Genomic DNA, 19,233 nt, shown 5'->3' with positions numbered 1-19,233 from the left:
CGGTGAGACCGGGTTCCATCGACACCCTCGGTCGTCCGTCGCGGGCACCGAACCTGGCCAGCGCAACAGGGGCGATCCAACCTGCGGTCGCTCTGTGTGTCAGCCCCATATACATGTGGAGGATCTCAACGCAATGGCCAAGACAATTGCGTACGACGAAGAGGCCCGCCGGGGCCTCGAGCGGGGTCTGAACAGCCTCGCCGACGCGGTCAAGGTGACGCTGGGCCCCAAGGGTCGCAACGTTGTCCTGGAGAAGAAGTGGGGCGCCCCCACGATCACCAACGATGGTGTGTCCATCGCCAAGGAGATCGAGCTGGAGGACCCGTACGAGAAGATCGGCGCCGAGCTGGTCAAGGAAGTCGCCAAGAAGACCGACGACGTCGCGGGCGACGGCACCACCACCGCGACCGTGCTCGCCCAGGCGCTGGTGCGCGAGGGCCTGCGCAACGTCGCGGCCGGCGCGAACCCGCTCGGCCTGAAGCGCGGCATCGAGAAGGCCGTCGAGGCCGTCACCGCCAAGCTGCTCGACACCGCCAAGGAGGTCGAGACCAAGGAGCAGATCGCCGCCACCGCCGGTATCTCGGCCGGCGACCCGTCCATCGGTGAGCTGATCGCCGAGGCCATGGACAAGGTCGGCAAGGAAGGCGTCATCACCGTCGAGGAGAGCAACACCTTCGGCCTCCAGCTGGAGCTCACCGAGGGTATGCGCTTCGACAAGGGCTACATCTCGGGCTACTTCGTCACCGACCCGGAGCGTCAGGAAGCGGTCCTCGAGGATCCGTACATCCTGCTGGTCGGCTCGAAGGTCTCGACTGTGAAGGACCTGTTGCCGTTGCTGGAGAAGGTCATTCAGGCGGGTAAGCCGTTGCTGATCATCGCCGAGGACGTCGAGGGGGAGGCCCTGTCGACCCTGGTGGTGAACAAGATCCGCGGCACCTTCAAGTCCGTCGCGGTCAAGGCTCCCGGTTTCGGCGATCGCCGCAAGGCGCAGCTTGCCGACATCGGCATCCTGACCGGCGGTGAGGTCATCACCGAAGAGGTCGGCCTTTCGCTGGAGACCGCGGGCCTCGAGCTGCTCGGCCAGGCGCGCAAGATCGTGGTCACCAAGGACGAGACCACCATCGTCGAGGGCGCGGGCGACCCGGAGGCCATCAAGGGCCGGGTCCAGCAGATCCGCAGCGAGATCGAGAACTCCGACTCGGACTACGACCGGGAGAAGCTGCAGGAGCGTCTGGCCAAGCTGGCCGGCGGTGTCGCGGTGATCAAGGCGGGCGCGGCCACCGAGGTGGAGCTCAAGGAGCGTAAGCACCGCATCGAGGACGCCGTTCGCAACGCGAAGGCCGCTGTCGAGGAGGGCATCGTCGCCGGTGGTGGCGTCGCGCTGCTGCAGTCGGCTCCGGCGCTGGACGAGCTGAAGGTGACCGGTGACGAGGCGACCGGTGCGAACATCGTGAAGGTCGCGCTGTCGGCTCCGTTGAAGCAGATCGCGTTCAACGCGGGTCTCGAGCCCGGCGTGGTCGCTGAGAAGGTGTCCAACCTCCCCGCGGGCCATGGCCTGAACGCGGACTCGGGCGAGTACGAGGACCTGCTGGCCGCTGGCGTCGCCGACCCGGTCAAGGTCACCCGTTCGGCTCTGCAGAACGCGGCCTCCATCGCGGCGCTGTTCCTGACCACCGAAGCCGTGGTCGCCGACAAGCCGGAGAAGGCCGCCGCTCCTGCGGGCGACCCGACCGGCGGCATGGGTGGCATGGACTTCTGAGTCCGGCCATCCGGCAATACCGTTCGAACCGGAAGCCGGTCCACCTTCGGGTGGGCCGGCTTCCGGCGTTCGTGGTCAGATTCCGTCGACGCTGACGACCGTGAAAGGCGCCGGGGTGCCCGGACCCATCGGGCCGCCCTTGTCGAACTGGGAAGAGACGACCAGCGTTCGGTTCCCGTCGCGGACCAGGGTCGTCGGGATGGCCAGGGATTCGTCGGTGTGCTGGTGGGTGCGCGTGGCGGTGGCGCCGTCGTCGGAGATGGTCCAGCGGCTGATGGTGTTGGTCGTGTTGTGGGCTACCCACAGGGTGGCGTCGCGCAGTTCCAGGCCGTCGCCTTGCCGTAGATCGCCGCCGTGCAGCGTCACCTTGCTGATCGGGTTCGCCTCCGAGGTCAGAGCGATGCGGTACAGGTTGCCGCGGGGCATGTCGACGGTGAGCAGATAGCGGCCCGCCGGGTCGGTGACGATGCCGTTCAGCGTGAACGTGCCCGGCTCGATCGGTCCGAGGGTGGAGCGCAGATCGACGTGTGGGGTCAGCTCGCCGCGTCCGCCTTGCGCAATCGCGGCGGCCAGCTGGCCGGGGGTGACGCGATAGATGACCGACCGGAAGCTGTCGGTCAAGTATGCCGTGCCGTCCGGCGCGATGGCGAGGTCGTTCACGAAACGCGGGTCGGCGCCGGGCACCGCGAAATCGGCCAGTAGCGCGCGGGTCGCGATGTCGTACACCGCGACGCCGGTGGTCGAGTCCGTCACCCACAGCCTGCCCGCCGAGTCGACTTTCAAGCCGTTGGCCGTCTTATGGCCGTGGGCGCCTTCGGGCAGGAAGATCTCGGCTTGCCGCGCGTTCGGCGTCGCGCGATAGACCGCGCCCGTGGCGTAGGAGCCGACGTAGCTGTCTCTGGTACGGACATCCAGCGCGATGCCTTCCGGATAGATCCGGTTGCCGGGGAGTTCATATGCCGTGTGGACGTGCGTGGCGGGCGCGTCGTCGGCTGTTCCGCAGGCCACCAGCGCGGTGCCCGCGATCCCGGCGGCCAGGCTCGACAGGATGCGGCGGGGCAGTGTGGGGGACATCCTCTACCTCTTCGAGATCATGCGGTCAAATGTGGTCACATCAAAGAATGTGCACGAATCTAGATTAGAGTTCTAATCATAGTCAAGGCTCTAGCAAGAGAACGTGCGGATACCATGCGCTTATGACGTCCATGCCCGCCTCTGAACGGATCGGCTCGTACCTCAAGCGCGCCGAGCAGTCTTTGAACGCGGCCAAGAACGCCGCGTTGAAACCGGCGGGCATCACCGTCGCGCAGTACGCCGCGCTGCTGTTCCTCGCCGAGAATCCGGGCATCTCCGCCGCCGCCCTGGCCCGGCTGTGCGGTGTCACGCCGCCGACGATGAACACCGTGCTGAGCAACCTGCAGGATCGCGGGCTCATCGTCCGCACGCCGCATGCGTGGCACAAGAACGTGCTGGAGACGACGCTGACCGACGAGGGTGAGGCGGTCATGCGCGATGCGGATGCCCGCGCCATCCGCGTCGAACGCGCCCTCGCCGAAGAGCTCACCGAGGACGAACGGGCGACTCTGCTCGCCCTACTGATCCGCTGTGCCGACCGACTGGACACCATCCGCCCCGGCCCGGCGGCCTGACCCCACGTGTCCGAGTCCGAGTGTGGTCGCCGGGCCGGGGGTATCAGGACGCGGTCGTCGCCGGTGCGGAGCGCTGACTCAGCCGCCGAGTACGAAAGCTATGAGAAAGCCCGCCGCTGTGGCCATTCCGACCCACCAGCCGCCCTCGCGGTAGGCCTCGGGCAGCAGCGAGTCGGCGAGCACCGCGATCGTCGCGCCGCCCGCGAACGCCTGCACGCCGCTGATGTGTGTGGCGGAAAGGTTGTCCGACAATACGTTTCCCAGCACAGTGACCAGCACGAGCGCCGTCGCGGTCGCCGTCCAGAGCAACAGCGTGCGGCGCTGTGCGACGCCGCGCTGATCGCGCATGAGCGCGGCCCCGCTGATCGCCTCGGGGACGTTGCCGACGACCACGGCCACCAGTAGGACCAGCCCGCCGCCACTGGTCAGCGAGACGCCGAGCGCGGTGTTCTCCGGAACGCCGTCGAGCAACGTGCCGAGCATCAGTGCCCAGCCGAGCGCTCGCGGCCCCAGCTTGTTCTCGATGAGATGGTCGGCCACCACGTAAACGCCCGCGCCCGCGAACAGCGCCGCCCCGGCGATCACGGCGCCCGCCTGGTGGAACGCGGGCTCGAAGAGTTCGACGGACGCCGCCGCGATCAGGGTGCCCGCGCCGAAGGCCATCAGCGAGGCAAGCACCGCTTTCGGCAGCCGCCAACGCAATCCGATCGCGGCTCCGAGGACCAGCGGCACGGCTGTCCCGAGTCCATAGAGCAGCGCGGTGAGCATGCTTCACCCTAAGCCAGAGTGGATACGCCGCGCCTCCGATGACTCGGCGCCGGGATTCCGAGCCGCGTCCTCCGGTCCAGGCCGTCGCGGAGCCGTCATCCGGCAGTCGAACGTCGTCGGTCGTACGCTGAAGTCATGTCCGACCGCGGCCGGATCCGAGGCGTGCTGTACGACATCGACGGCGTCCTGGTGACCTCCTGGCAGGAGATCGAGGGCGCCGCCGCCGCGGTGCACCGGATCCGGGAGGGCGGACTGCGCCGGGCGTTCCTGACCAACACCACCTCGCGCACCTGCGCCGAGATCGCGGAACGACTGTGCGGCACCGGAATCGAGGTCGAGCCCGCCGAGATCGTCACGGCCGCACGGCTCACCGCCGAGTTCGTGCGCCGTGGCTACCCCGGTGCCCGTGCCTGGGTGCTCAACCACGGCGACATCGAAGCGGACCTCGCCGGCCTGACGCTCGACGACGAGCAGCCCGAGGTCGTGGTAATCGGCGGAGCAGGAGCGGAATTCACGCATCGGGCGCTGAGCCGGATAGCGGAGCTGATGCTGGACGGTGTGCCCGTCGTCGCCATGCACAGCGGGCTCACCTGGACGACGGCCGAGGGACTGCGCATCGATGCGGGCGCGTACCTCCCCGGTTTGGCGGCCGCGGGCAACGCGCGGATCGAGGTAGTCGGAAAGCCTGCCGCACCGGGCTTCCGGACCTGCGCGGAATTGATGGGACTCGATCCGGCGGAAGTGTTGATGATCGGCGATGACCTGTACTCGGATGTGCTTGCGGCGCAAGATGTCGGGTTGACCGGCGTGCTGGTGCGCACCGGAAAATTCCGGCCCGTGGTGCTGGCATCGGCCGACCGCGCGCCCGATCACGTCATCGATTCCGTGGCCGCGCTACCCGATTTACTGGCCGATCTTCGCGCAGCGGGCGAATCCCCCGTAACCGGCGAATCGGTTTGATTCAAAAAATTCTACGGTTTCCCTCCAAAATTGTCCGCAATCGCAGAGGGTCTGGGTATCGTCGCTGTCGGCAAATAGCCAGTGACAGGCAAGATATACCGTCAGATCGGAGTTGCTGAATGGCTGATCCGCTAACGAGCGTGCGTCTGCGGAAACTACTATGGTCGCCGGGCTTCGGTCCGGCGACCAATTGATGAGCTAGCAACTGTGCAGACAACTTTCGGCTAACGTAGCCTCGGCGCGGAGGTCGTAACGAAGGGCCCGATCGATGACGATGCGATCGGGCCCTTTCTGTATTGTCTGGCCCAATGTCACAGGATGCGAATACGGGTCGAATGTATGCCGGGCAACCCGTGGAGGACCGGCAGCGTCAGCGGCGTGCGCGTTTTCTGGAGTCAGGCCTGACGGTCTTCGCGCGGGACGGCTACGCCAATAGTTCGGTCGGCGCCATCTGCAAGGACGCCGGACTCTCCTCGCGGCAGTTCTATGAGGAGTTCACCGGTCGCGAGTCCCTACTCCTAGAGCTCTACGAGCAGATCGATCGGGAGTCGCGGGACGCTGTGAAGAAGGCGTTGGACGCGAAGTCCGGTGCGAGCGCGTTGGACGTCATCGACGCCGCCGTACGCGCCTACGTCGAATCCATCGGATCCGATCCGCGGAAGGCGCGCGTCGCACTGGTCGAGGTGGTCGGCGCGGGCCCGAAGGTGGAGAAGTTCCGCCTCGCGGTGCGCCGCGAGTGGGGCTCACTACTGGCCGGCGCCGCCGAGGACGCGGCCCTGCACGGCGAGATACCCACCGGCGACTACGAGATGCGCGTGCTCGCGATCATCGGCGCGGTCAACTACGTGGTGGATTCGTGGAGCGGTGCGGACCCGCGCCCGCCGCTGGATGACGTGATCCGGGTGCTGAGCAAGGTGATCATCGGCGCCGTCGGCGCATAGTGTGTGCGCCGGCGCGCGACCGGCGCGGTAGCGTGCGGACATGCAGACAGTTCCGATCCAGATGCCGGACGGCAGCACGGTTCCGGTCCGGTTGATCCCGGCCGAGGGCACGCACCGCCACCCGGTCACCCCGGACGCGCCGCGCCCGGTCGTGGTGATCGTGCCCGGCCTCGGAGTTCCGGGCGGGTACTACGAACTGTTCGCCTCGGGTCTGGCGGCGCGTGGGTTCGACGTGGCCATCGGCGAGTTGCGCGGTAACGGCGACAGCAGGCCGAAACCGAGCTCCGCCAGCACCTTCGGCTACCACGAGCTGGTCTCGGTCGACTTCCCGGCGATCTTCGAGGTGGTGCGCGACCGGTTTCCGGACAGCACGCCGTACCTGCTCGGCCACAGCATGGGCGGACAACTCGGCGTCATGTACGCCGCGCGCATCCGGGGCCGGCTCGGCGGGCTGATCCTGATCGCCTCCGGCACCCCGTATTACCGCGGCTACCCGGGACTTTCGGGACCGGGCATATTGGTCGGCACGGCCGCGATGTCGCTGACGGCGAACCTGGCCGGCTTCTGGCCCGGCGACCGCGTCTCGATGGGCTTCGGCCGCCAATCCAAGGTGCTGATCTCGGACTGGGCCCGACTGGCCCGCACCGGCCGGTTCGTTCCGGTCGGCGCGGACATCGATTACGAGGAGCGGATCGCACGGCTGAAACTGCCGGTCCTGTCCATCACCATGACCGGCGACGACCTCACCCCGCCGAGCTCCGCCGAGCACCTGCTGGACAAACTGCCGAACGCCGAGGTCACGCGCTGGCCGGAGCCGGAAGCGCTGGGCCACAACGGCTGGATCCGGCAGTACACCAGCACCGTCGACCAGATCGAGAAGTGGTTGCGCGACCGTTGATCAGGCGGGTCGTTCGATCAGCATCTGGGTGAAGAACTCGTAGATCAGTGCCGCCTGGAACGCGGACTGCTTGTTGTCCGCTGCGCCGCCGTGGCCGCCCTCGATGTTCTCGTGGTACCAGAACTCGTGGCCCTGGGCGTCCAGCAGCGCGGCCATCTTCCTCGCGTGGCCGGGATGCACCCGATCGTCCCTGGTCGAGGTGGTGAGCAGGATCGGAGGGTAGGTGCGGTCGGCGCGCGTGTTCTGGTACGGCGAATACTTGCTGATGTACTCCCATTCCTCCGGCTTGTCCGGGTCGCCGTACTCGGCCATCCACGAGGCGCCCGCGAGCAGCAGGTGGTAGCGCTTCATATCGAGCAGCGGCACCTGGCAGACGATCGCGCCGAACAGTTCGGGGTAGCGCGTCAGCATCACGCCCATGAGCAGTCCGCCGTTGCTGCCGCCGACCGCGCCGAGCTGGCCGGCGGTGGTGATGCCGCGGGCCACAAGGTCTTCGGCGATGGCGGAGAAGTCCTCGTACACCTTGTGCCGGTTGGCCTTCTGCACCGACGTGTGCCACTGCGGCCCGTACTCGCCGCCGCCGCGGATGTTGGTCATCACCCAGGTGCCGCCGCGCTCCAGCCAGCCCATGCCCGACGCGCCGCTGTAGGCCGGGGTGCGCGACACCTCGAAGCCGCCGTAGCCGGACATCACCGTCGGGCCGGGCACGCCCGTGCGGTCGCGGTGCCGGATCACGAAGTACGGCACCAGCGTGCCGTCATCGGATTCGGCGAAGAACTGCTCGGTCTCGACCCCCGTGGCGTCGAAGAATCCCTGTTCCTGTTTCAGCTGCTCGGTCGGCCCGCCGACGGCGCTGGCGAGCAGCGTGGCCGGGGTGGTGAATCCGCTGGTGGTCAGCATGAACTCGTCGCCGCCCTCGAGTGGGTCGAGGTTCAGCACGCTGGTGGTCGCCATCGGCGGGGTGTCGGCCAGTGGCTCACGCTGCCAGCCCGCCGCGCTCGGGGTGAGCACGTAGAGCTTGGTCTGCACATCCTCGAGCGTGACCAGCAGCAGGTGATTCTCCGTCCAGCCGTAGCCGTGTAGCGAGGTGTGCGGGTCAGGGGTGAAGATGACTTGGAATTCGCGTGCGCCGGACAGGAACTTCTCGAAGTCGGTGGCCAGCAGCGCGCCTGCGGGATAGGTTTGTCCGCCGACCTCCCATGGCGACTTCAGCCGTACCAGCAGCCAGTCCTTGTACCAGGATTCGCTGGCGTCGCTGGGGATGTCGAGGTGACGCAACGCGCGGTCGTCTTCGAGCAGGTAGACATCCTCGTTGAAGAAGTCGGTGGCGCGGCCGACATAGTGCCGTTCGTAGCCCGGCGTGCGGTCGTAGCCCGCCGAGACCGCGACATCGCTCGGCTCGCCCTCGAAAACTGTGGTCGCCTCGGTCAATGCGGTGCCACGGCGCCACAGTTTCGCGATCCGCGGATACCCCGAATCGGTCAGCGAGCCGGGGCCGAAATCGGTGCCGACGTACACCGAGTCGATATCGATCCAGTGGATCTCCGACTTCGCCTCGGGGAGGAAGTAGCCGCCGTCATCAGGGGCGAGGAAGACCTTGCGTTCGATGTCGAACTCGCGCACCACCTTCGCGTCCGCCCCGCCGCGCGACAGGCTGATCAGCGCGCGGGACTGCTCCGGACGCAGCACCCCGGCCCCGCCCCATACCCAGTTCTCCTCCTCGGCGGCGGCGAGCGCGTCCACGTCGATCAGCACGTCCCAGTCCGGGGCGTCCTTGGCGTACTCGGCGAAGGTGGTGCGCCGCCAGAGGCCCCGCGGGTGCTCGGCGTCCCGCCAGAAGTTGTAGAGCCAAGGGCCGCGGCGGCCCGGGTACGCGATCTTGGTGTCCGTGTCGAGCATGTCGAGGATGCGGCGTTCGAGCTCGCGGAAGCGGTCCGAGTCGGCGAACCGCTCGTGCACCACGGCGTTGTGCGAGCGCGCCCAGTCCAGGACGCGCTCGTCGGTCACTTCTTCGAGCCAGAGGTAAGGGTCGGTCACATTCTGCTCAACGCCGCTCATGCCCACATTGTTGCCGAGCGGTGCGACCTCGGTTCACCAGGAGTGTGCTATGTCGATCACGATGCGCGATCCGCTACCCGGTCCGGCGAGGGTGTGCACCTGGAACGGCAACCGGGCGCGCACCCCGAGCCCGACCGTGGTCTGGCCCTCGAAGGAGCCAGCCCAGGACACCTGGCGGAAGGTTCGGTAGTCCCGCACGTCGGCGAGCTCGGCGCGGTCGGCGGGCTGGTAGGTGGGGCTGTACGCGTCGTCGTGAGCGGGGGCGTTGAGGATGATGTTCAGCGCCGCACCGCCGCGCAGCGGGACGAGCGCGCCGGAGCCGTCCATGACGACCCGCTCGACATACCCGACGTGGTAGCCGGTCACCGGTCCGCTGATGTCGAACACCAGTCGGTCGAAGCATTCGTGCCGCCCGGCGCGCACGCCGGTCAGCGTTGCGACCGACCGGGCCTGGCTCGTCTTGGGTAGCGAACCCCCCGTCGACGTGCACTCCGGGGCAGCGGCCGCCGGGCTCGGCGCGAGCCAGAGACCGGCGAATGTCGCGAGGGAAACAAACAGCAGAAGCAAGCGACGCATGGCCGCACCGCCTTCGTGGGGCAAGGGGATGGAACTACAGGGTGAATCGGTCGCCGCGGGCACCCTGTTACGCACGGAATGCCGAAAAGCGTTGGCCAACTTGATCAGTCGTTCACACCATGAAATCCGACCGCTCGCCATCCGCTGCACGCTGCCGCTCGGGTGCATCGCGGCCAGTAGGATCGCTGCTCCGAGGCCGATCCGACCAGGAGGTTCGAGGGTTGCCACCGTTTCTCTGGGAGCAGCACTGCTGCCTGCCGCTGTCCTCCGCGGCGCGGATCGGCGACCTCGCGCGCTACCCGGCCGGGTCCTACCTGTCGGTCAATGTCGGATACTCCCGCCAATCGACCGCCGACGCCTTGGCGCTGGTGCACCAATTTCGCCGGGATGCGCTGGCGGACAGCCGGTTTCGTCTCGTCGGCAGGGTCGATGACATCGGAGGCTTCGACCGGATCGCGCTGGCGTTCGACCTCGAGGACGCGGGGCCGCTCGGCGGCGATCTGGACAACGTCGCGCGGTTCTACGACCTCGGCGTGCGGTCACTGCTGCCCGCCTACAATCACGCCAACGCCGCGGGCTGTGGCTGCCTGGACACTGCGGACACCGGGCTCACCGGATATGGGCGCGACCTGGTCCGCACGCTCAACGAAGTCGGGATGTTCGCCGACGGGTCACACTGTTCACGGCGTACCGGACTCGAAATTGCGGAGCTCAGTGTCGTCCCGATGATCTACAGCCACTCGAACTTCGCCGCGCTGTGGGACCACCCGCGCAACATCACCGACGAGCAGGCACGAGCCTGCGCCGCGACCGGTGGCGTCATCGGGATCAATGGCGTGGGAATCTTTCTGGGATGCAACGCGGCCGACGAGCGAGCCGAACGGATCGCGGCGATGGCGCGGCATATCGAGTACGGCGCCGGGCTGGCCGGTATCGAGCACATCGGGATCGGGTCGGACTACTCCTTCGACGCCGAGGACTTCAACGCCGAGCTGCGGCAGAATCCGACCGCCTTCTCCGAGGCGTACACCAGGTGGGGCCCGCTGCATTGGGTGCCGCCGGAGGATCTGCTCGGCGCCGCCGACGTTCCCGGCTTGGACGAGGCGCTGGCCTCGCTGGGGTTCAGCGCGGCGGACCGAGCCGCGGTGTTCGGCGAGAATTTCCGGCGGGTCGCCCGGCAGGTCTGGCGGAGCTGAACCCATCTCCACAGTTGGGACCTCGGGATCCAGGGTCGGAGTTGTGCACAGGATGCGTTTCCGCACTTGGGTCAGGGTTCAACGCACCTCGAGACCGGATCCACGCGCCTGTTCGCTCGGCATGCTAGCCAGCCAGATCTACCACGTTCTTCCCGCTCACGGGAATTTTTCGGCCGGGTGTGGCGCACGCCGCATTGTTGTGGGGGACCGGTGGGTGAACTTCCCCCGGCGGAGTTAGGCTCGGTCTCGTGACTTCCCATTACGACGTTGTCGTTCTCGGTGCCGGTCCAGGCGGTTACGTCGCCGCCATCCGTGCGGCACAGTTAGGCCTCCGTACCGCGATCGTCGAGCAGAAGTATTGGGGTGGTGTGTGCCTCAATGTCGGCTGCATCCCCTCCAAGGCGCTGCTGCGAAATGCGGAACTGGCACACATCTTCACCAAAGAGGCGAAAACCTTCGGCATCTCCGGCGAGGCGACCTTCGACTTCGGCGTCGCCTTCGATCGCAGCCGCAAGGTCGCCGACGGCCGGGTCAAGGGCGTCCACTTCCTGATGAAGAAGAACAAGATCGACGAGTTCGACGGCAAGGGCACCTTCACCGGCCCGAACTCGCTGTCGGTCGAGCTCACCAAGGGCGGCACCGAGACGGTCACGTTCGACAACGCGATCATCGCGGCGGGCACGGTCACCAAGCTGCTGCCCGGCACCCAGCTGAGCGCGAACGTGGTCACCTACGAGGAGCAGATCCTCACCCGCGACCTACCCGGCTCGATCCTCATCGTCGGCGCGGGCGCGATCGGTATGGAGTTCGGCTACGTCCTGAAGAACTACGGCGTCGACGTGCGCATCGTCGAGTTCCTCGACCGCGCGCTGCCGAACGAGGACGCGGACGTCTCCAAGGAGATCACCAAGCAGTACAAGAAGCTCGGCGTCACCATCACCACCGGTGCGGCCGTGCAGTCCATCGAGGACGACGGCGCCAAGGTCACCGTCTCGATCAAGGACAACAAGACCGGCTCGATCGAGACCGTCACCGTCGACAAGGTGCTGCAGGCAGTCGGGTTCGCGCCGCGCGTCGAGGGCTACGGCCTGGAATCCACCGGCGTGCAGCTCGAGCGTGGTGCCATCGCGATCGACGACTACATGCGCACCAACGTGCCGCACATCTACGCCATCGGCGACGTCACCGGGAAGCTGCAGCTCGCGCACGTCGCGGAAGCGCAGGGCGTGGTCGCGGCCGAGACCATCGCGGGCGCGGAGACCGTCACTCTCGGCGACTACCGGATGATGCCGCGCGCCACCTTCTGCCAGCCGCAGGTCGCCAGCTTCGGCTTGACCGAGCAGCAGGCCCGCGACGAGGGCTACGACGTGAAGGTCGCGACCTTCCCGTTCACCGCCAACGGCAAGGCGCACGGCCTCGGCGACCCGACCGGCTTCGTCAAGCTGATCGCCGACGCCAAGTACGGTGAGCTGCTCGGCGGGCACCTCATCGGCCCGGACGTCTCGGAGCTACTGCCCGAACTCACCCTCGCGCAGAAGTGGGACCTGACGGTCAACGAGCTGACCCGCAACGTGCACACCCACCCGACGCTCAGCGAGGCCCTCCAGGAAGCCATCCACGGCTTGGCGGGGCACATGATCAACTTCTGACCCTCGGAACCAGGGCGTGCGGTCGTCGGCCGCACGCCCTTCCGCTTGTCGGGCAATGGTTTCCGCATTGGTAGGGAATTCGGAAGTCGGCGTCGGCGCGGGTGGTCTGCTATACAGCGTGCATGCTTCGCAGGTGGCTGATCGGAAGTGTGCCGGTGCTCGTCGTCGTGGTGCTGCTGGCGATGGGCACCTATTACCTGATGAACGCCCGTAGCTTCCAGCTCGGCGGTCACGTGGTCGACCGCGTGGACACCAATGAGAAAGTGGTCGCGCTGACATTGGACGACGGTCCTTCCGACCGGGCGCCCGAAGTGCTGAAAGTCCTTGCCGACGCTCAGGTTCCGGCCACCTTCTATCTGAACGGCCGTGATCTCGCCGCGCACCCGGAGCACGGCAGGGCCATCGCCGCGGCGGGCCATGAGATCGGCAACCACACCTTTTCGCATCGGCGGATGGTCTTCGTCACGCCTGGCACGGTCCGCGACGAAGTAGAACGCACCGATGCCGAGATCATGAAAACCGGTTACGTCGGTCCGATCACCTTCCGCCCGCCCTACGGCAAAAAGCTCCTGCTGCTGCCGCGCTACCTCGCCGAGCGCGACCGCGTCACCGTGATGTGGGATGTCGAACCCGATTCGGGGAAGAAGGACGCCACCGCGGATGGGATCGTCGACGAGACCATCGGCAAAGTTCGCCCCGGCTCGATCATCCTCTTGCATGTCATGCACGGAAGCACCGCCGCGCTGGACGCCATCCCCCGTATCATCGCCGAATTGCGTGCCGCGGGATACCGCTTCGTCACGGTCTCGGCATTGATGTCTCGCTGAGCGGCTCGGTACACGCGGGCGACGGCACCGTGCCGCTGGCGTATGACCTGGCCGATGCCGCTGTGCACGAGCCAGGTCGGTGATCGCCGAGCCGTGCGGCGAGTCCCCCGTCGCGCTCAGGGGCCCGCGAGGCTGCTCGTCGCATGGCGCGAGCCCGGGGCCGGTGTTGCCGTCCCTGGCCTGCCCGGCGAGTCAGAGCATGCCGTAGGCGTGCTCTGGCGTGAACAGGACCAGAGCGCGACGATCGGCGACCATCGCGTTGCGGTATTCGTTCCAGTCCGGGTGTTCGCCGGAGGCAGTGCGGTAGTAGTCGACGAGCGCGTCGACCGTGGGATCGTCGGGGGCGGCGGCGACCGGCGTGAGTTCCACCGTGCCTTCCAGCACGGCATAGGCGAAGAAGTCGTCGCGGGTCACGTGTAACGCCGCCCATGGGTCGCGGACCAAATTGTGGTACTTCGCACGGTCGGCAGTGACGGAGATGCGGATGCGGCCGTCGGCGCCGACGACGTGCAGCACGTTGGACAGTTGCGGCCGTCCATTGCGGCGGATCGTAGCGAGCACGGATCTGCGGTGATCACGCGCGAAATCGACTGCGGCGGGAAGTTCCATGCCCGTGTAACCCGTGGTGACGCGGGCCTCTTCCCGATCTCCGGCGAGTCAGTCGCGGTGATAGGCCGCCTGCGCCTCGTGTACCCGCGGCATGTTCGTCTCCAGCACCTGGATGAGCGCTTCCAGATGTGCGGCCACCTCCGCGCCCAGTTCGGTGAGGGTGTATTCGACCCGCGGCGGGATGGTCTTCAGCACCTCCCGGTGCACCATGCCGTCGCGCTCCAACGCCTGCAGGGTCTGCGACAGCATGCGCTCGCTGACACCGTCGACCCGTCGGCGCAGCGCGCTGAATCGGTACGGACCCTCGCGCAGTGCGACCAGCGCCAGGGTGCCCCAGCGGCTGGCCACAGTCTGCAAGACCGGTCGTGACGTGCAGTTCCGGGCGAAGACATCCGCTTCCAGCGTGGGGTCGTCCACCTCGTCCGGGCCGGTGCGCTGGCTCGTCATGGCCGCCATGGTACCCAACTTGACCGCAGTGTCATCGGAATACATAGTACTTACGAATAGTAAGTACTATGTAATCAGTACACAACTTAGGAGGCAGTCATGACCGTCGCGGTGACCGGGGCCAGCGGACAACTGGGCCGACTCGTGGTGGAGGCGCTGTTGCGTGCGGGACCGACGCCGGTCGTCGCGATCGTGCGCGATCCGGCGAAGGTGGCCGATCTGGCCGTGCGTGGCGTGGACGTTCGGCAGGCCGATTACGGCGACCCGTCGGCGCTGGCCCGGGCGCTCGACGGAGTCGAGCGGGTGCTGCTGATCTCCGGCAACGAGTTCGGCGCTCGGGTAGCCCAGCACACCAACGTCATTCGCGCGGCCGAGCGCGCGGGCGTCGAACTGCTCGCCTACACCAGCATTCCGGGTGCGACGGACAATCCGCTGATCCTCGCCCAGGAGCACAGGGGGACCGAGGCTGTGCTGGCCGAATCGACCGTGCCGCATGTTCTCCTGCGCAACGGCTGGTACTGGGAGAATTACCTGGGCGGCCTCGCGCACGCGGTGGAATCGGGTGTGCTGCACGGCGCCGCGGGGGAGGGCCGGGTGGCGGGCGCGGCACGCGCCGACTACGCCGAGGCGGCCGCCACGGTCCTCACCGCCGAAGCGCAGGCGGGCGCGGTATACGAACTCGGTGGCGGCGAATCGCTCACCTACTCCGAACTGGCGCAGGTGATCTCGGAGGCAGCGGGTAAGCCGGTGCGCTACGAGAACCTGCCGGAGGACGACTACGTCGCCGTACTGGTCCAGGCGGGGCTGCCCGCCGAGTACGCCAAGGCGCTCGGCGACGCCGACGCCGGTATCGCCCGAGGCATTCTCGACGTGCGCTCCGGCGATCTGGAAAAGCTGCTCGGCCGTCCCGCGACCGGGGCCGTCGAGGTCTTCCGCGGCGCGCTCGGCTGATATCGGCACACCGAACGGCGCGGCTCCCTATCGGGAGCCGCGCCGTTCGCTTGTGCTTACACCCACTGCACCAACTGGATGAGGATCCCGTTCGGATCGCTCATCTGGAAGTATCGCTCGCCCCATTCCTCGGTGTCGATGGGCGTCACGATCGGGACTCCTTCGGCTTGCAGCCGGGCGTACTCGGCATCGATGTCGTCGACGACGAAGACGACGAGCAGGCCCTCGCCCGCGCTGCCCGCCGCGCTCGCCGGCTTGAACGTCGCCAGCCCGGTGCGCAGGTAGATGACGTTCATCCCGGCGTCGGGCCGCTCCAGCGAGACGAATCCGTCGGCCGACATCTTCTCCTCGAATCCGAGGTGGTCGATCAGGAACTTCGCCGAGGCGCCGGGGTCGGGAACGTTGAGCGAGATGGCGGAAGCGGTGATGTTCATAGTTCTCCCGTGGGTCGGCGGTTAACTCTGTACTATGTACACTGTACTTTGTAGAGAAATTTCTGAAAGGACGCACTGTGATCTGAATCACGGAGATGTCCTCGGGTTCTCGATCGGGAAGGCGGCGCTCGCGGGAAGTACGACCACGAACTGCGCGCCGTCGATGGCCTCGGCCCGACGACGTCATGGACCCTGCGTTGAGTGCTCGGCTCGGTCACGTCCGTCGCCTGCAACGCCATCGACATCGAGCCGGGCGGCCGACAGCGTCAGGTCCGATCGGCGGAGGTGAAAGCGGGCCGCTCCCTGCGCTCGCGCAGATCTTCGACGCGAAGCGCTATTCCGCCGCACACGTCGGCGCGGCCGCCGGGCCATGCGCTCGACGCCGCTTGCAGCACCGATCACGCCTACGTGTTCGGCTCGGCGCTGGTGCTGGACGGGCTGGCGGGCGCATCGAGGACCCGCCCGCCGCGGACAGCTAGACGCCGTCGCGCTGGATACGCAGCGCGGTGATGGTGGCGGCCAGCCCTTCGTATTGGTTGATCAGCAGCACGATCTCGATCAGGCTGCGCTCGTCGTAGTGCTCGGCCAACTCGGCCCAGGCGTCGTCATCGATGTCGCGTTTGTCCACCAGCTGGTCCACCGCGCTGAGCAGCGCATGATGCTTCGCCGACCAGCCTGCGGCAGCGGGTCCGCTGCGCACTCGATCGAGGATCTCAGCGGTCACCCCGGCCCGTCTGCCGAGCCGGATGTGATGGTCCATCTCGTAGTCGCACCCACGCAGGTGCGCGACGCGAATGATGACCAGCTCGGATTCGTGGCGTGGCAACCGGCCGCCCGGCATCAGCCTGCCCGAGTAGTGCAGCCAACCGCGGAACAGGCCCTTGGTGCGGCCGAGCGTGCTGAACAGATGCGCGTCATCGGTACCCGCGGCACGGGAAAGTACCTGCCAGGCAACCCAGTTGACTGGACCGAGTTCCCGGAGTCGCCCGGGAGAGATGCGTGGTTGCAGCATTGAAACCATGCTGGGACGCCTCCTCGCGTGCTGGTACGGCCTGGCGTCGGTGCCGCGACCGTATATCGAGGGTACCTGGGCGTCAGCTCGAGGATGAGGGGATCATTCTTTTGCTTTCCAGTGGTTTTCGGCCGGGTACCCCGTCATCATCAGTACCGTTGCGGGTCGCCGCGGCCGCAGTGGTTCGGAGTCAGGTGTAGACGATAGGTCGGCAGGGGAACAGATGCTGGTGAGGATCAGGCCCGGAGCGGAGCTTTCCGGTGCCGAGCGGGAATTCGTCGCGTGCCTGCGGTCGTATCCGACGACCGGCCTCGCCGTGATCGACCTGGAGGCGGACAACCGGCGCGTCGACGCGGTGGTCTGGACACCGCGCGGTTTGACCGTGCTGGAGGTGCACGGGTTCCGGCGCAGGCAGAGCGGCATCCTGAGCACGCCCGCCGACGAACCGTGGAAGATCAGCGACGCGCCGGTGGAACTGGACGACCTGGATTCCGGAAGCCCCGCAGACCGCGTGGAGCACGGCATCTACGCGGTGAAGCACATGCTCCAGCGGGCGCTGCAGGATCCGGGACATCTCAGCGGCGCCGTCGTGCTGGTCCCGTTCCGCGGCGCGGTGGTGCGCCCGGCGCGCACCAATCTGCGTCCGGGGTTGGACGTCCTCGTCGGCAACGTCACGGACGCGACCGAGCTGCGGATCTATCTGGAGGGTTTCTCCGCGGGTCCACGGAACTGGACCGTGGACCGGGTGATCGGCGCGTGCGACGCGCTCGGCCTCGCGGAACTCGCCCCGTCCCGCGCCGAACTGCTCGACGCGGGATTCGAGGAGAACGCGCCCGAGCCGACCACGATGATCCCGCGCCGACCCGAACCCCGGGTCGAGCCGACGCCCGGCGTCGCGACGAAGAGCCAGGCCTACGCGGGCTGGTCGGTCGTCGTGGTCGCGGTGGTCGGTGTCCTGCTGGTGCTCGGCGTGATCGCCAGCGCGCTCGTGCAGGACTCCGCGCAACCGGCCCCGGCGACCGACACCACGACGAGCCCGACGCCGTCGCCGCCGCCGTACCGGCCCGCCGAGTGCTGGCCGTTCCAATCGAACTGCTGACTCAATCCCGCACGGCCCGGCCCAGTTTGGTGAGCCGCAGCGCGTGCCGCGCGCGGGCGAGCACATGCGTCCGCGAGGTGTCGATATGGGCGGTGAGTGCCTCCAGTGCGGCATCCGCCGCACCGGACAGTAAGTGTTCGGCGATCGCGATGTGCTCGGCGGCCATCGTCGCGATCCGTTCCGGGGTCGGCATGTCCAGCGTGCGCACCGGGCGCACGCGGACATGCACCGCGGTGAGCGCGTCGGCGAGCGCGGCATTGCCCGCCGCCGCGAGCAAGGCGGTGTGGAACCGTTCGTCGGCTGCCACCAGCGCGGGTCCCGGTTCGGGCGGGTTCTCGCGCAGCGCGCGCCAGGTATCGAGTTCCGCGCGCACCAGGTCCAAGTCGTGCGCGTGTTCCGGCGGCCCCGCCCGCTGCAGGCCCCTGGCCTCCAGCACCATCCGCAACTCGTAGAGGTGGCCGAGTTCGTCGAGCCGGGGACGATACGGGTACAGGCCGTCGGAGAGCCGCTCGACCAGTCCGTCGGCCTGCAGCCGAGCCAGCGCCTCGCGTACCGGGGTGCGCGACACCCCGTAGGTCTCGGCGAGGCGTTCTTCGCCGAGTCGTTCGGTCGGCACGATGACGCCGGTGGCCAGATCCCGTCGTAGCGAGTCGTACACCTGCTCGCGCAACGGAATCCGACCCCTGTTGCGGGTCACGGCGGCGCTCAGATCGCCATCGCCGAGCGGACCGCGCTCTCGGCGCCCGCGCCGCCCGCACCCGTAGCGGTCACCCGGCCGGATTGCAGGACGTAGTAGTGCTGCGCCGCCTGCAACGCGAACCCGATGTGCTGCTCGACCAGCAGCACGCTCAATCCGCCGCGCCGGGTGAGATCGATGATGGTGCGCTCGATCTCGGCGACCACCGATGGCTGGATGCCCTCGGTCGGCTCGTCGAGGATGAGCAGCTTCGGCTCGGTGATCAGCGCCCGCGCGATGGCGAGCTGCTGACGCTGGCCGCCGGAGAGCAGGCCCGCCTTGCGGGCGAGCAGGTCGCGTAGCGCGGGGAACAGGTCCAGCGATTCGTCGATCAGCGCCTTGCCCCGCTTACGTCCATCCGCGACGACCTGCAAATTCTCGGCGGTGGTCAGTTGCGGGAAGCTCTGCTGTCCCTGCGGCACGTAAGCGATGCCGCGGCGCACCCGGCGGGACGGTGACAGTTTGGTGATGGTCGCGCCGTCGAATTCGATCCGTCCCGATTTCGTGCCGATCAGGCCGACGGCGGTGCGCAGCAGTGTGGTCTTGCCCGCGCCGTTGTGTCCCATGATGGCGACCACGCTGTCGTCCGGGACGGTCACCGAGACGCCGTGGATCACCTCGGTGCGGCCGTAGCCGGAGTGGATATCGATGAGCTCTAGCATCC

General features: G+C 67.6%; 20 protein-coding genes. 10 read left to right on the top strand and 10 right to left on the bottom strand.

Annotated features, from left to right (window positions below):
• Positions 1 to 133: 133 nt before the first annotated feature.
• Positions 134 to 1,759: a chaperonin GroEL gene (groL, locus tag OHA40_RS13350; protein WP_330233359.1), complete on the top strand. Its 1,626-nt coding sequence runs from the start codon at positions 134 to 136 to the stop codon at positions 1,757 to 1,759.
• Positions 1,760 to 1,834: 75 nt separating this feature from the next.
• Here the strand turns inward: groL and OHA40_RS13345 are convergent, their stop codons facing one another.
• Positions 1,835 to 2,833 carry an SMP-30/gluconolactonase/LRE family protein gene (locus tag OHA40_RS13345; protein WP_330233358.1) on the bottom strand — a complete coding sequence of 333 codons (999 nt, stop codon included), beginning with the start codon at positions 2,831 to 2,833 and terminating at the stop codon, positions 1,835 to 1,837.
• Positions 2,834 to 2,955: 122 nt separating this feature from the next.
• On the opposite strand from OHA40_RS13345, the gene OHA40_RS13340 reads away from it, so the two are divergent.
• On the top strand, positions 2,956 to 3,408 hold the full coding sequence (locus OHA40_RS13340; RefSeq protein WP_330233357.1) for a MarR family winged helix-turn-helix transcriptional regulator: 453 nt from the start codon (positions 2,956 to 2,958) through the stop codon (positions 3,406 to 3,408).
• Positions 3,409 to 3,486: 78 nt separating this feature from the next.
• Here OHA40_RS13340 and OHA40_RS13335 read toward each other — a convergent pair whose 3' ends face one another.
• The gene (locus OHA40_RS13335) at positions 3,487 to 4,176 is read right to left on the bottom strand and encodes a ZIP family metal transporter (RefSeq protein WP_330233356.1); all 690 of its coding nucleotides are present in this window, start codon (positions 4,174 to 4,176) and stop codon (positions 3,487 to 3,489) included.
• Between the two features lie 135 nt (positions 4,177 to 4,311).
• Between OHA40_RS13335 and OHA40_RS13330 the strand changes: the two genes are divergently transcribed.
• The 3 genes from OHA40_RS13330 (at position 4,312) to OHA40_RS13320 (ending at position 6,975) form a co-directional block, all read left to right on the top strand.
• Positions 4,312 to 5,136 (top strand): HAD-IIA family hydrolase, encoded by an 825-nt coding sequence (locus OHA40_RS13330; RefSeq protein WP_330233355.1) that lies wholly within the window; start codon positions 4,312 to 4,314, stop codon positions 5,134 to 5,136.
• 308 nt (positions 5,137 to 5,444) lie between these two features.
• On the top strand, positions 5,445 to 6,077 hold the full coding sequence (locus OHA40_RS13325; protein ID WP_330233354.1) for a TetR/AcrR family transcriptional regulator: 633 nt from the start codon (positions 5,445 to 5,447) through the stop codon (positions 6,075 to 6,077).
• A gap of 40 nt (positions 6,078 to 6,117) precedes the next feature.
• Positions 6,118 to 6,975: an alpha/beta hydrolase family protein gene (locus OHA40_RS13320; RefSeq protein ID WP_330233353.1), complete on the top strand. Its 858-nt coding sequence runs from the start codon at positions 6,118 to 6,120 to the stop codon at positions 6,973 to 6,975.
• Here the strand turns inward: OHA40_RS13320 and OHA40_RS13315 are convergent, their stop codons facing one another.
• Together OHA40_RS13315 and OHA40_RS13310 are read right to left on the bottom strand one after the other, a co-directional pair.
• Positions 6,976 to 9,033 carry a prolyl oligopeptidase family serine peptidase gene (locus tag OHA40_RS13315; RefSeq protein ID WP_330233352.1) on the bottom strand — a complete coding sequence of 686 codons (2,058 nt, stop codon included), beginning with the start codon at positions 9,031 to 9,033 and terminating at the stop codon, positions 6,976 to 6,978.
• 33 nt (positions 9,034 to 9,066) lie between these two features.
• Positions 9,067 to 9,609 (bottom strand): AMIN-like domain-containing (lipo)protein, encoded by a 543-nt coding sequence (locus OHA40_RS13310; protein WP_330233351.1) that lies wholly within the window; start codon positions 9,607 to 9,609, stop codon positions 9,067 to 9,069.
• Positions 9,610 to 9,830: 221 nt separating this feature from the next.
• Between OHA40_RS13310 and OHA40_RS13305 the strand changes: the two genes are divergently transcribed.
• The 3 genes from OHA40_RS13305 (at position 9,831) to OHA40_RS13295 (ending at position 13,281) form a co-directional block, all read left to right on the top strand.
• Complete coding sequence (locus tag OHA40_RS13305) at positions 9,831 to 10,805, top strand: dipeptidase (protein ID WP_330233350.1); 975 nt, start codon at positions 9,831 to 9,833, stop codon at positions 10,803 to 10,805.
• A 248-nt stretch (positions 10,806 to 11,053) separates the two neighbouring features.
• Complete coding sequence (gene lpdA, locus OHA40_RS13300; RefSeq protein WP_330233349.1) at positions 11,054 to 12,454, top strand: dihydrolipoyl dehydrogenase; 1,401 nt, start codon at positions 11,054 to 11,056, stop codon at positions 12,452 to 12,454.
• A 122-nt stretch (positions 12,455 to 12,576) separates the two neighbouring features.
• Positions 12,577 to 13,281, top strand: coding sequence for a polysaccharide deacetylase family protein (locus tag OHA40_RS13295; protein ID WP_330233348.1), 705 nt, complete (start codon positions 12,577 to 12,579; stop codon positions 13,279 to 13,281).
• 192 nt (positions 13,282 to 13,473) lie between these two features.
• On the opposite strand, the gene OHA40_RS13290 is transcribed toward OHA40_RS13295, so the two are convergent.
• A complete protein-coding gene (locus OHA40_RS13290) occupies positions 13,474 to 13,890 on the bottom strand; it encodes a PPOX class F420-dependent oxidoreductase (protein ID WP_330233347.1) in 417 nt (138 codons plus the stop codon).
• 48 nt (positions 13,891 to 13,938) lie between these two features.
• Entirely contained in the window at positions 13,939 to 14,337 is a 399-nt protein-coding gene (locus OHA40_RS13285) for a winged helix-turn-helix transcriptional regulator (RefSeq protein ID WP_330233346.1), read from the bottom strand.
• Between the two features lie 99 nt (positions 14,338 to 14,436).
• Between OHA40_RS13285 and OHA40_RS13280 the strand changes: the two genes are divergently transcribed.
• Positions 14,437 to 15,288, top strand: a complete 852-nt coding sequence (locus OHA40_RS13280; protein WP_330233345.1) for an SDR family oxidoreductase — start codon at positions 14,437 to 14,439, stop codon at positions 15,286 to 15,288.
• Between the two features lie 56 nt (positions 15,289 to 15,344).
• On the opposite strand, the gene OHA40_RS13275 is transcribed toward OHA40_RS13280, so the two are convergent.
• On the bottom strand, positions 15,345 to 15,722 hold the full coding sequence (locus OHA40_RS13275; RefSeq protein WP_330233344.1) for a VOC family protein: 378 nt from the start codon (positions 15,720 to 15,722) through the stop codon (positions 15,345 to 15,347).
• A gap of 475 nt (positions 15,723 to 16,197) precedes the next feature.
• Positions 16,198 to 16,731, bottom strand: a complete 534-nt coding sequence (locus tag OHA40_RS13270; protein ID WP_330234157.1) for a carboxymuconolactone decarboxylase family protein — start codon at positions 16,729 to 16,731, stop codon at positions 16,198 to 16,200.
• Between the two features lie 226 nt (positions 16,732 to 16,957).
• Between OHA40_RS13270 and OHA40_RS13265 the strand changes: the two genes are divergently transcribed.
• Positions 16,958 to 17,833 (top strand): NERD domain-containing protein, encoded by an 876-nt coding sequence (locus tag OHA40_RS13265; RefSeq protein ID WP_330233343.1) that lies wholly within the window; start codon positions 16,958 to 16,960, stop codon positions 17,831 to 17,833.
• Between the two features lies 1 nt (position 17,834).
• Here the strand turns inward: OHA40_RS13265 and OHA40_RS13260 are convergent, their stop codons facing one another.
• Both OHA40_RS13260 and urtE read right to left on the bottom strand, forming a co-directional pair.
• Complete coding sequence (locus tag OHA40_RS13260) at positions 17,835 to 18,530, bottom strand: GntR family transcriptional regulator (RefSeq protein ID WP_330233342.1); 696 nt, start codon at positions 18,528 to 18,530, stop codon at positions 17,835 to 17,837.
• Positions 18,531 to 18,538: 8 nt separating this feature from the next.
• Positions 18,539 to 19,231 (bottom strand): urea ABC transporter ATP-binding subunit UrtE, encoded by a 693-nt coding sequence (gene urtE / locus OHA40_RS13255; RefSeq protein ID WP_330233341.1) that lies wholly within the window; start codon positions 19,229 to 19,231, stop codon positions 18,539 to 18,541.
• Positions 19,232 to 19,233 lie beyond the last annotated feature (2 nt).

The sequence above is a fragment of the Nocardia sp. NBC_00508 genome (genome assembly GCF_036346875.1).
In the GTDB taxonomy this organism is placed as follows: Bacteria; Actinomycetota; Actinomycetes; order Mycobacteriales; family Mycobacteriaceae; genus Nocardia.
This window is presented reverse-complemented; position numbering and strand designations above follow the sequence as displayed.

Excerpts from the sequence above, each read along its gene's own strand:
- OHA40_RS13275 (WP_330233344.1), bottom strand. The coding sequence starts at position 15,722 with ATGAACATCACCGCTTCCGCCATCTCGCTCAACGTTCCCGACCCCGGC.
- OHA40_RS13310 (WP_330233351.1), bottom strand. The coding sequence starts at position 9,609 with ATGCGTCGCTTGCTTCTGCTGTTTGTTTCCCTCGCGACATTCGCCGGT.
- OHA40_RS13340 (WP_330233357.1), top strand. The coding sequence starts at position 2,956 with ATGACGTCCATGCCCGCCTCTGAACGGATCGGCTCGTACCTCAAGCGC.
- urtE (WP_330233341.1), bottom strand. The coding sequence starts at position 19,231 with ATGCTAGAGCTCATCGATATCCACTCCGGCTACGGCCGCACCGAGGTG.
- OHA40_RS13280 (WP_330233345.1), top strand. The coding sequence starts at position 14,437 with ATGACCGTCGCGGTGACCGGGGCCAGCGGACAACTGGGCCGACTCGTG.
- OHA40_RS13335 (WP_330233356.1), bottom strand. The coding sequence starts at position 4,176 with ATGCTCACCGCGCTGCTCTATGGACTCGGGACAGCCGTGCCGCTGGTC.
- OHA40_RS13285 (WP_330233346.1), bottom strand. The coding sequence starts at position 14,337 with ATGACGAGCCAGCGCACCGGCCCGGACGAGGTGGACGACCCCACGCTG.
- OHA40_RS13290 (WP_330233347.1), bottom strand. The coding sequence starts at position 13,890 with ATGGAACTTCCCGCCGCAGTCGATTTCGCGCGTGATCACCGCAGATCC.
- OHA40_RS13320 (WP_330233353.1), top strand. The coding sequence starts at position 6,118 with ATGCAGACAGTTCCGATCCAGATGCCGGACGGCAGCACGGTTCCGGTC.
- OHA40_RS13315 (WP_330233352.1), bottom strand. The coding sequence starts at position 9,033 with ATGAGCGGCGTTGAGCAGAATGTGACCGACCCTTACCTCTGGCTCGAA.
- OHA40_RS13345 (WP_330233358.1), bottom strand. The coding sequence starts at position 2,833 with ATGTCCCCCACACTGCCCCGCCGCATCCTGTCGAGCCTGGCCGCCGGG.
- groL (WP_330233359.1), top strand. The coding sequence starts at position 134 with ATGGCCAAGACAATTGCGTACGACGAAGAGGCCCGCCGGGGCCTCGAG.
- OHA40_RS13330 (WP_330233355.1), top strand. The coding sequence starts at position 4,312 with ATGTCCGACCGCGGCCGGATCCGAGGCGTGCTGTACGACATCGACGGC.
- OHA40_RS13325 (WP_330233354.1), top strand. The coding sequence starts at position 5,445 with ATGTCACAGGATGCGAATACGGGTCGAATGTATGCCGGGCAACCCGTG.
- OHA40_RS13295 (WP_330233348.1), top strand. The coding sequence starts at position 12,577 with ATGCTTCGCAGGTGGCTGATCGGAAGTGTGCCGGTGCTCGTCGTCGTG.
- OHA40_RS13265 (WP_330233343.1), top strand. The coding sequence starts at position 16,958 with ATGCTGGTGAGGATCAGGCCCGGAGCGGAGCTTTCCGGTGCCGAGCGG.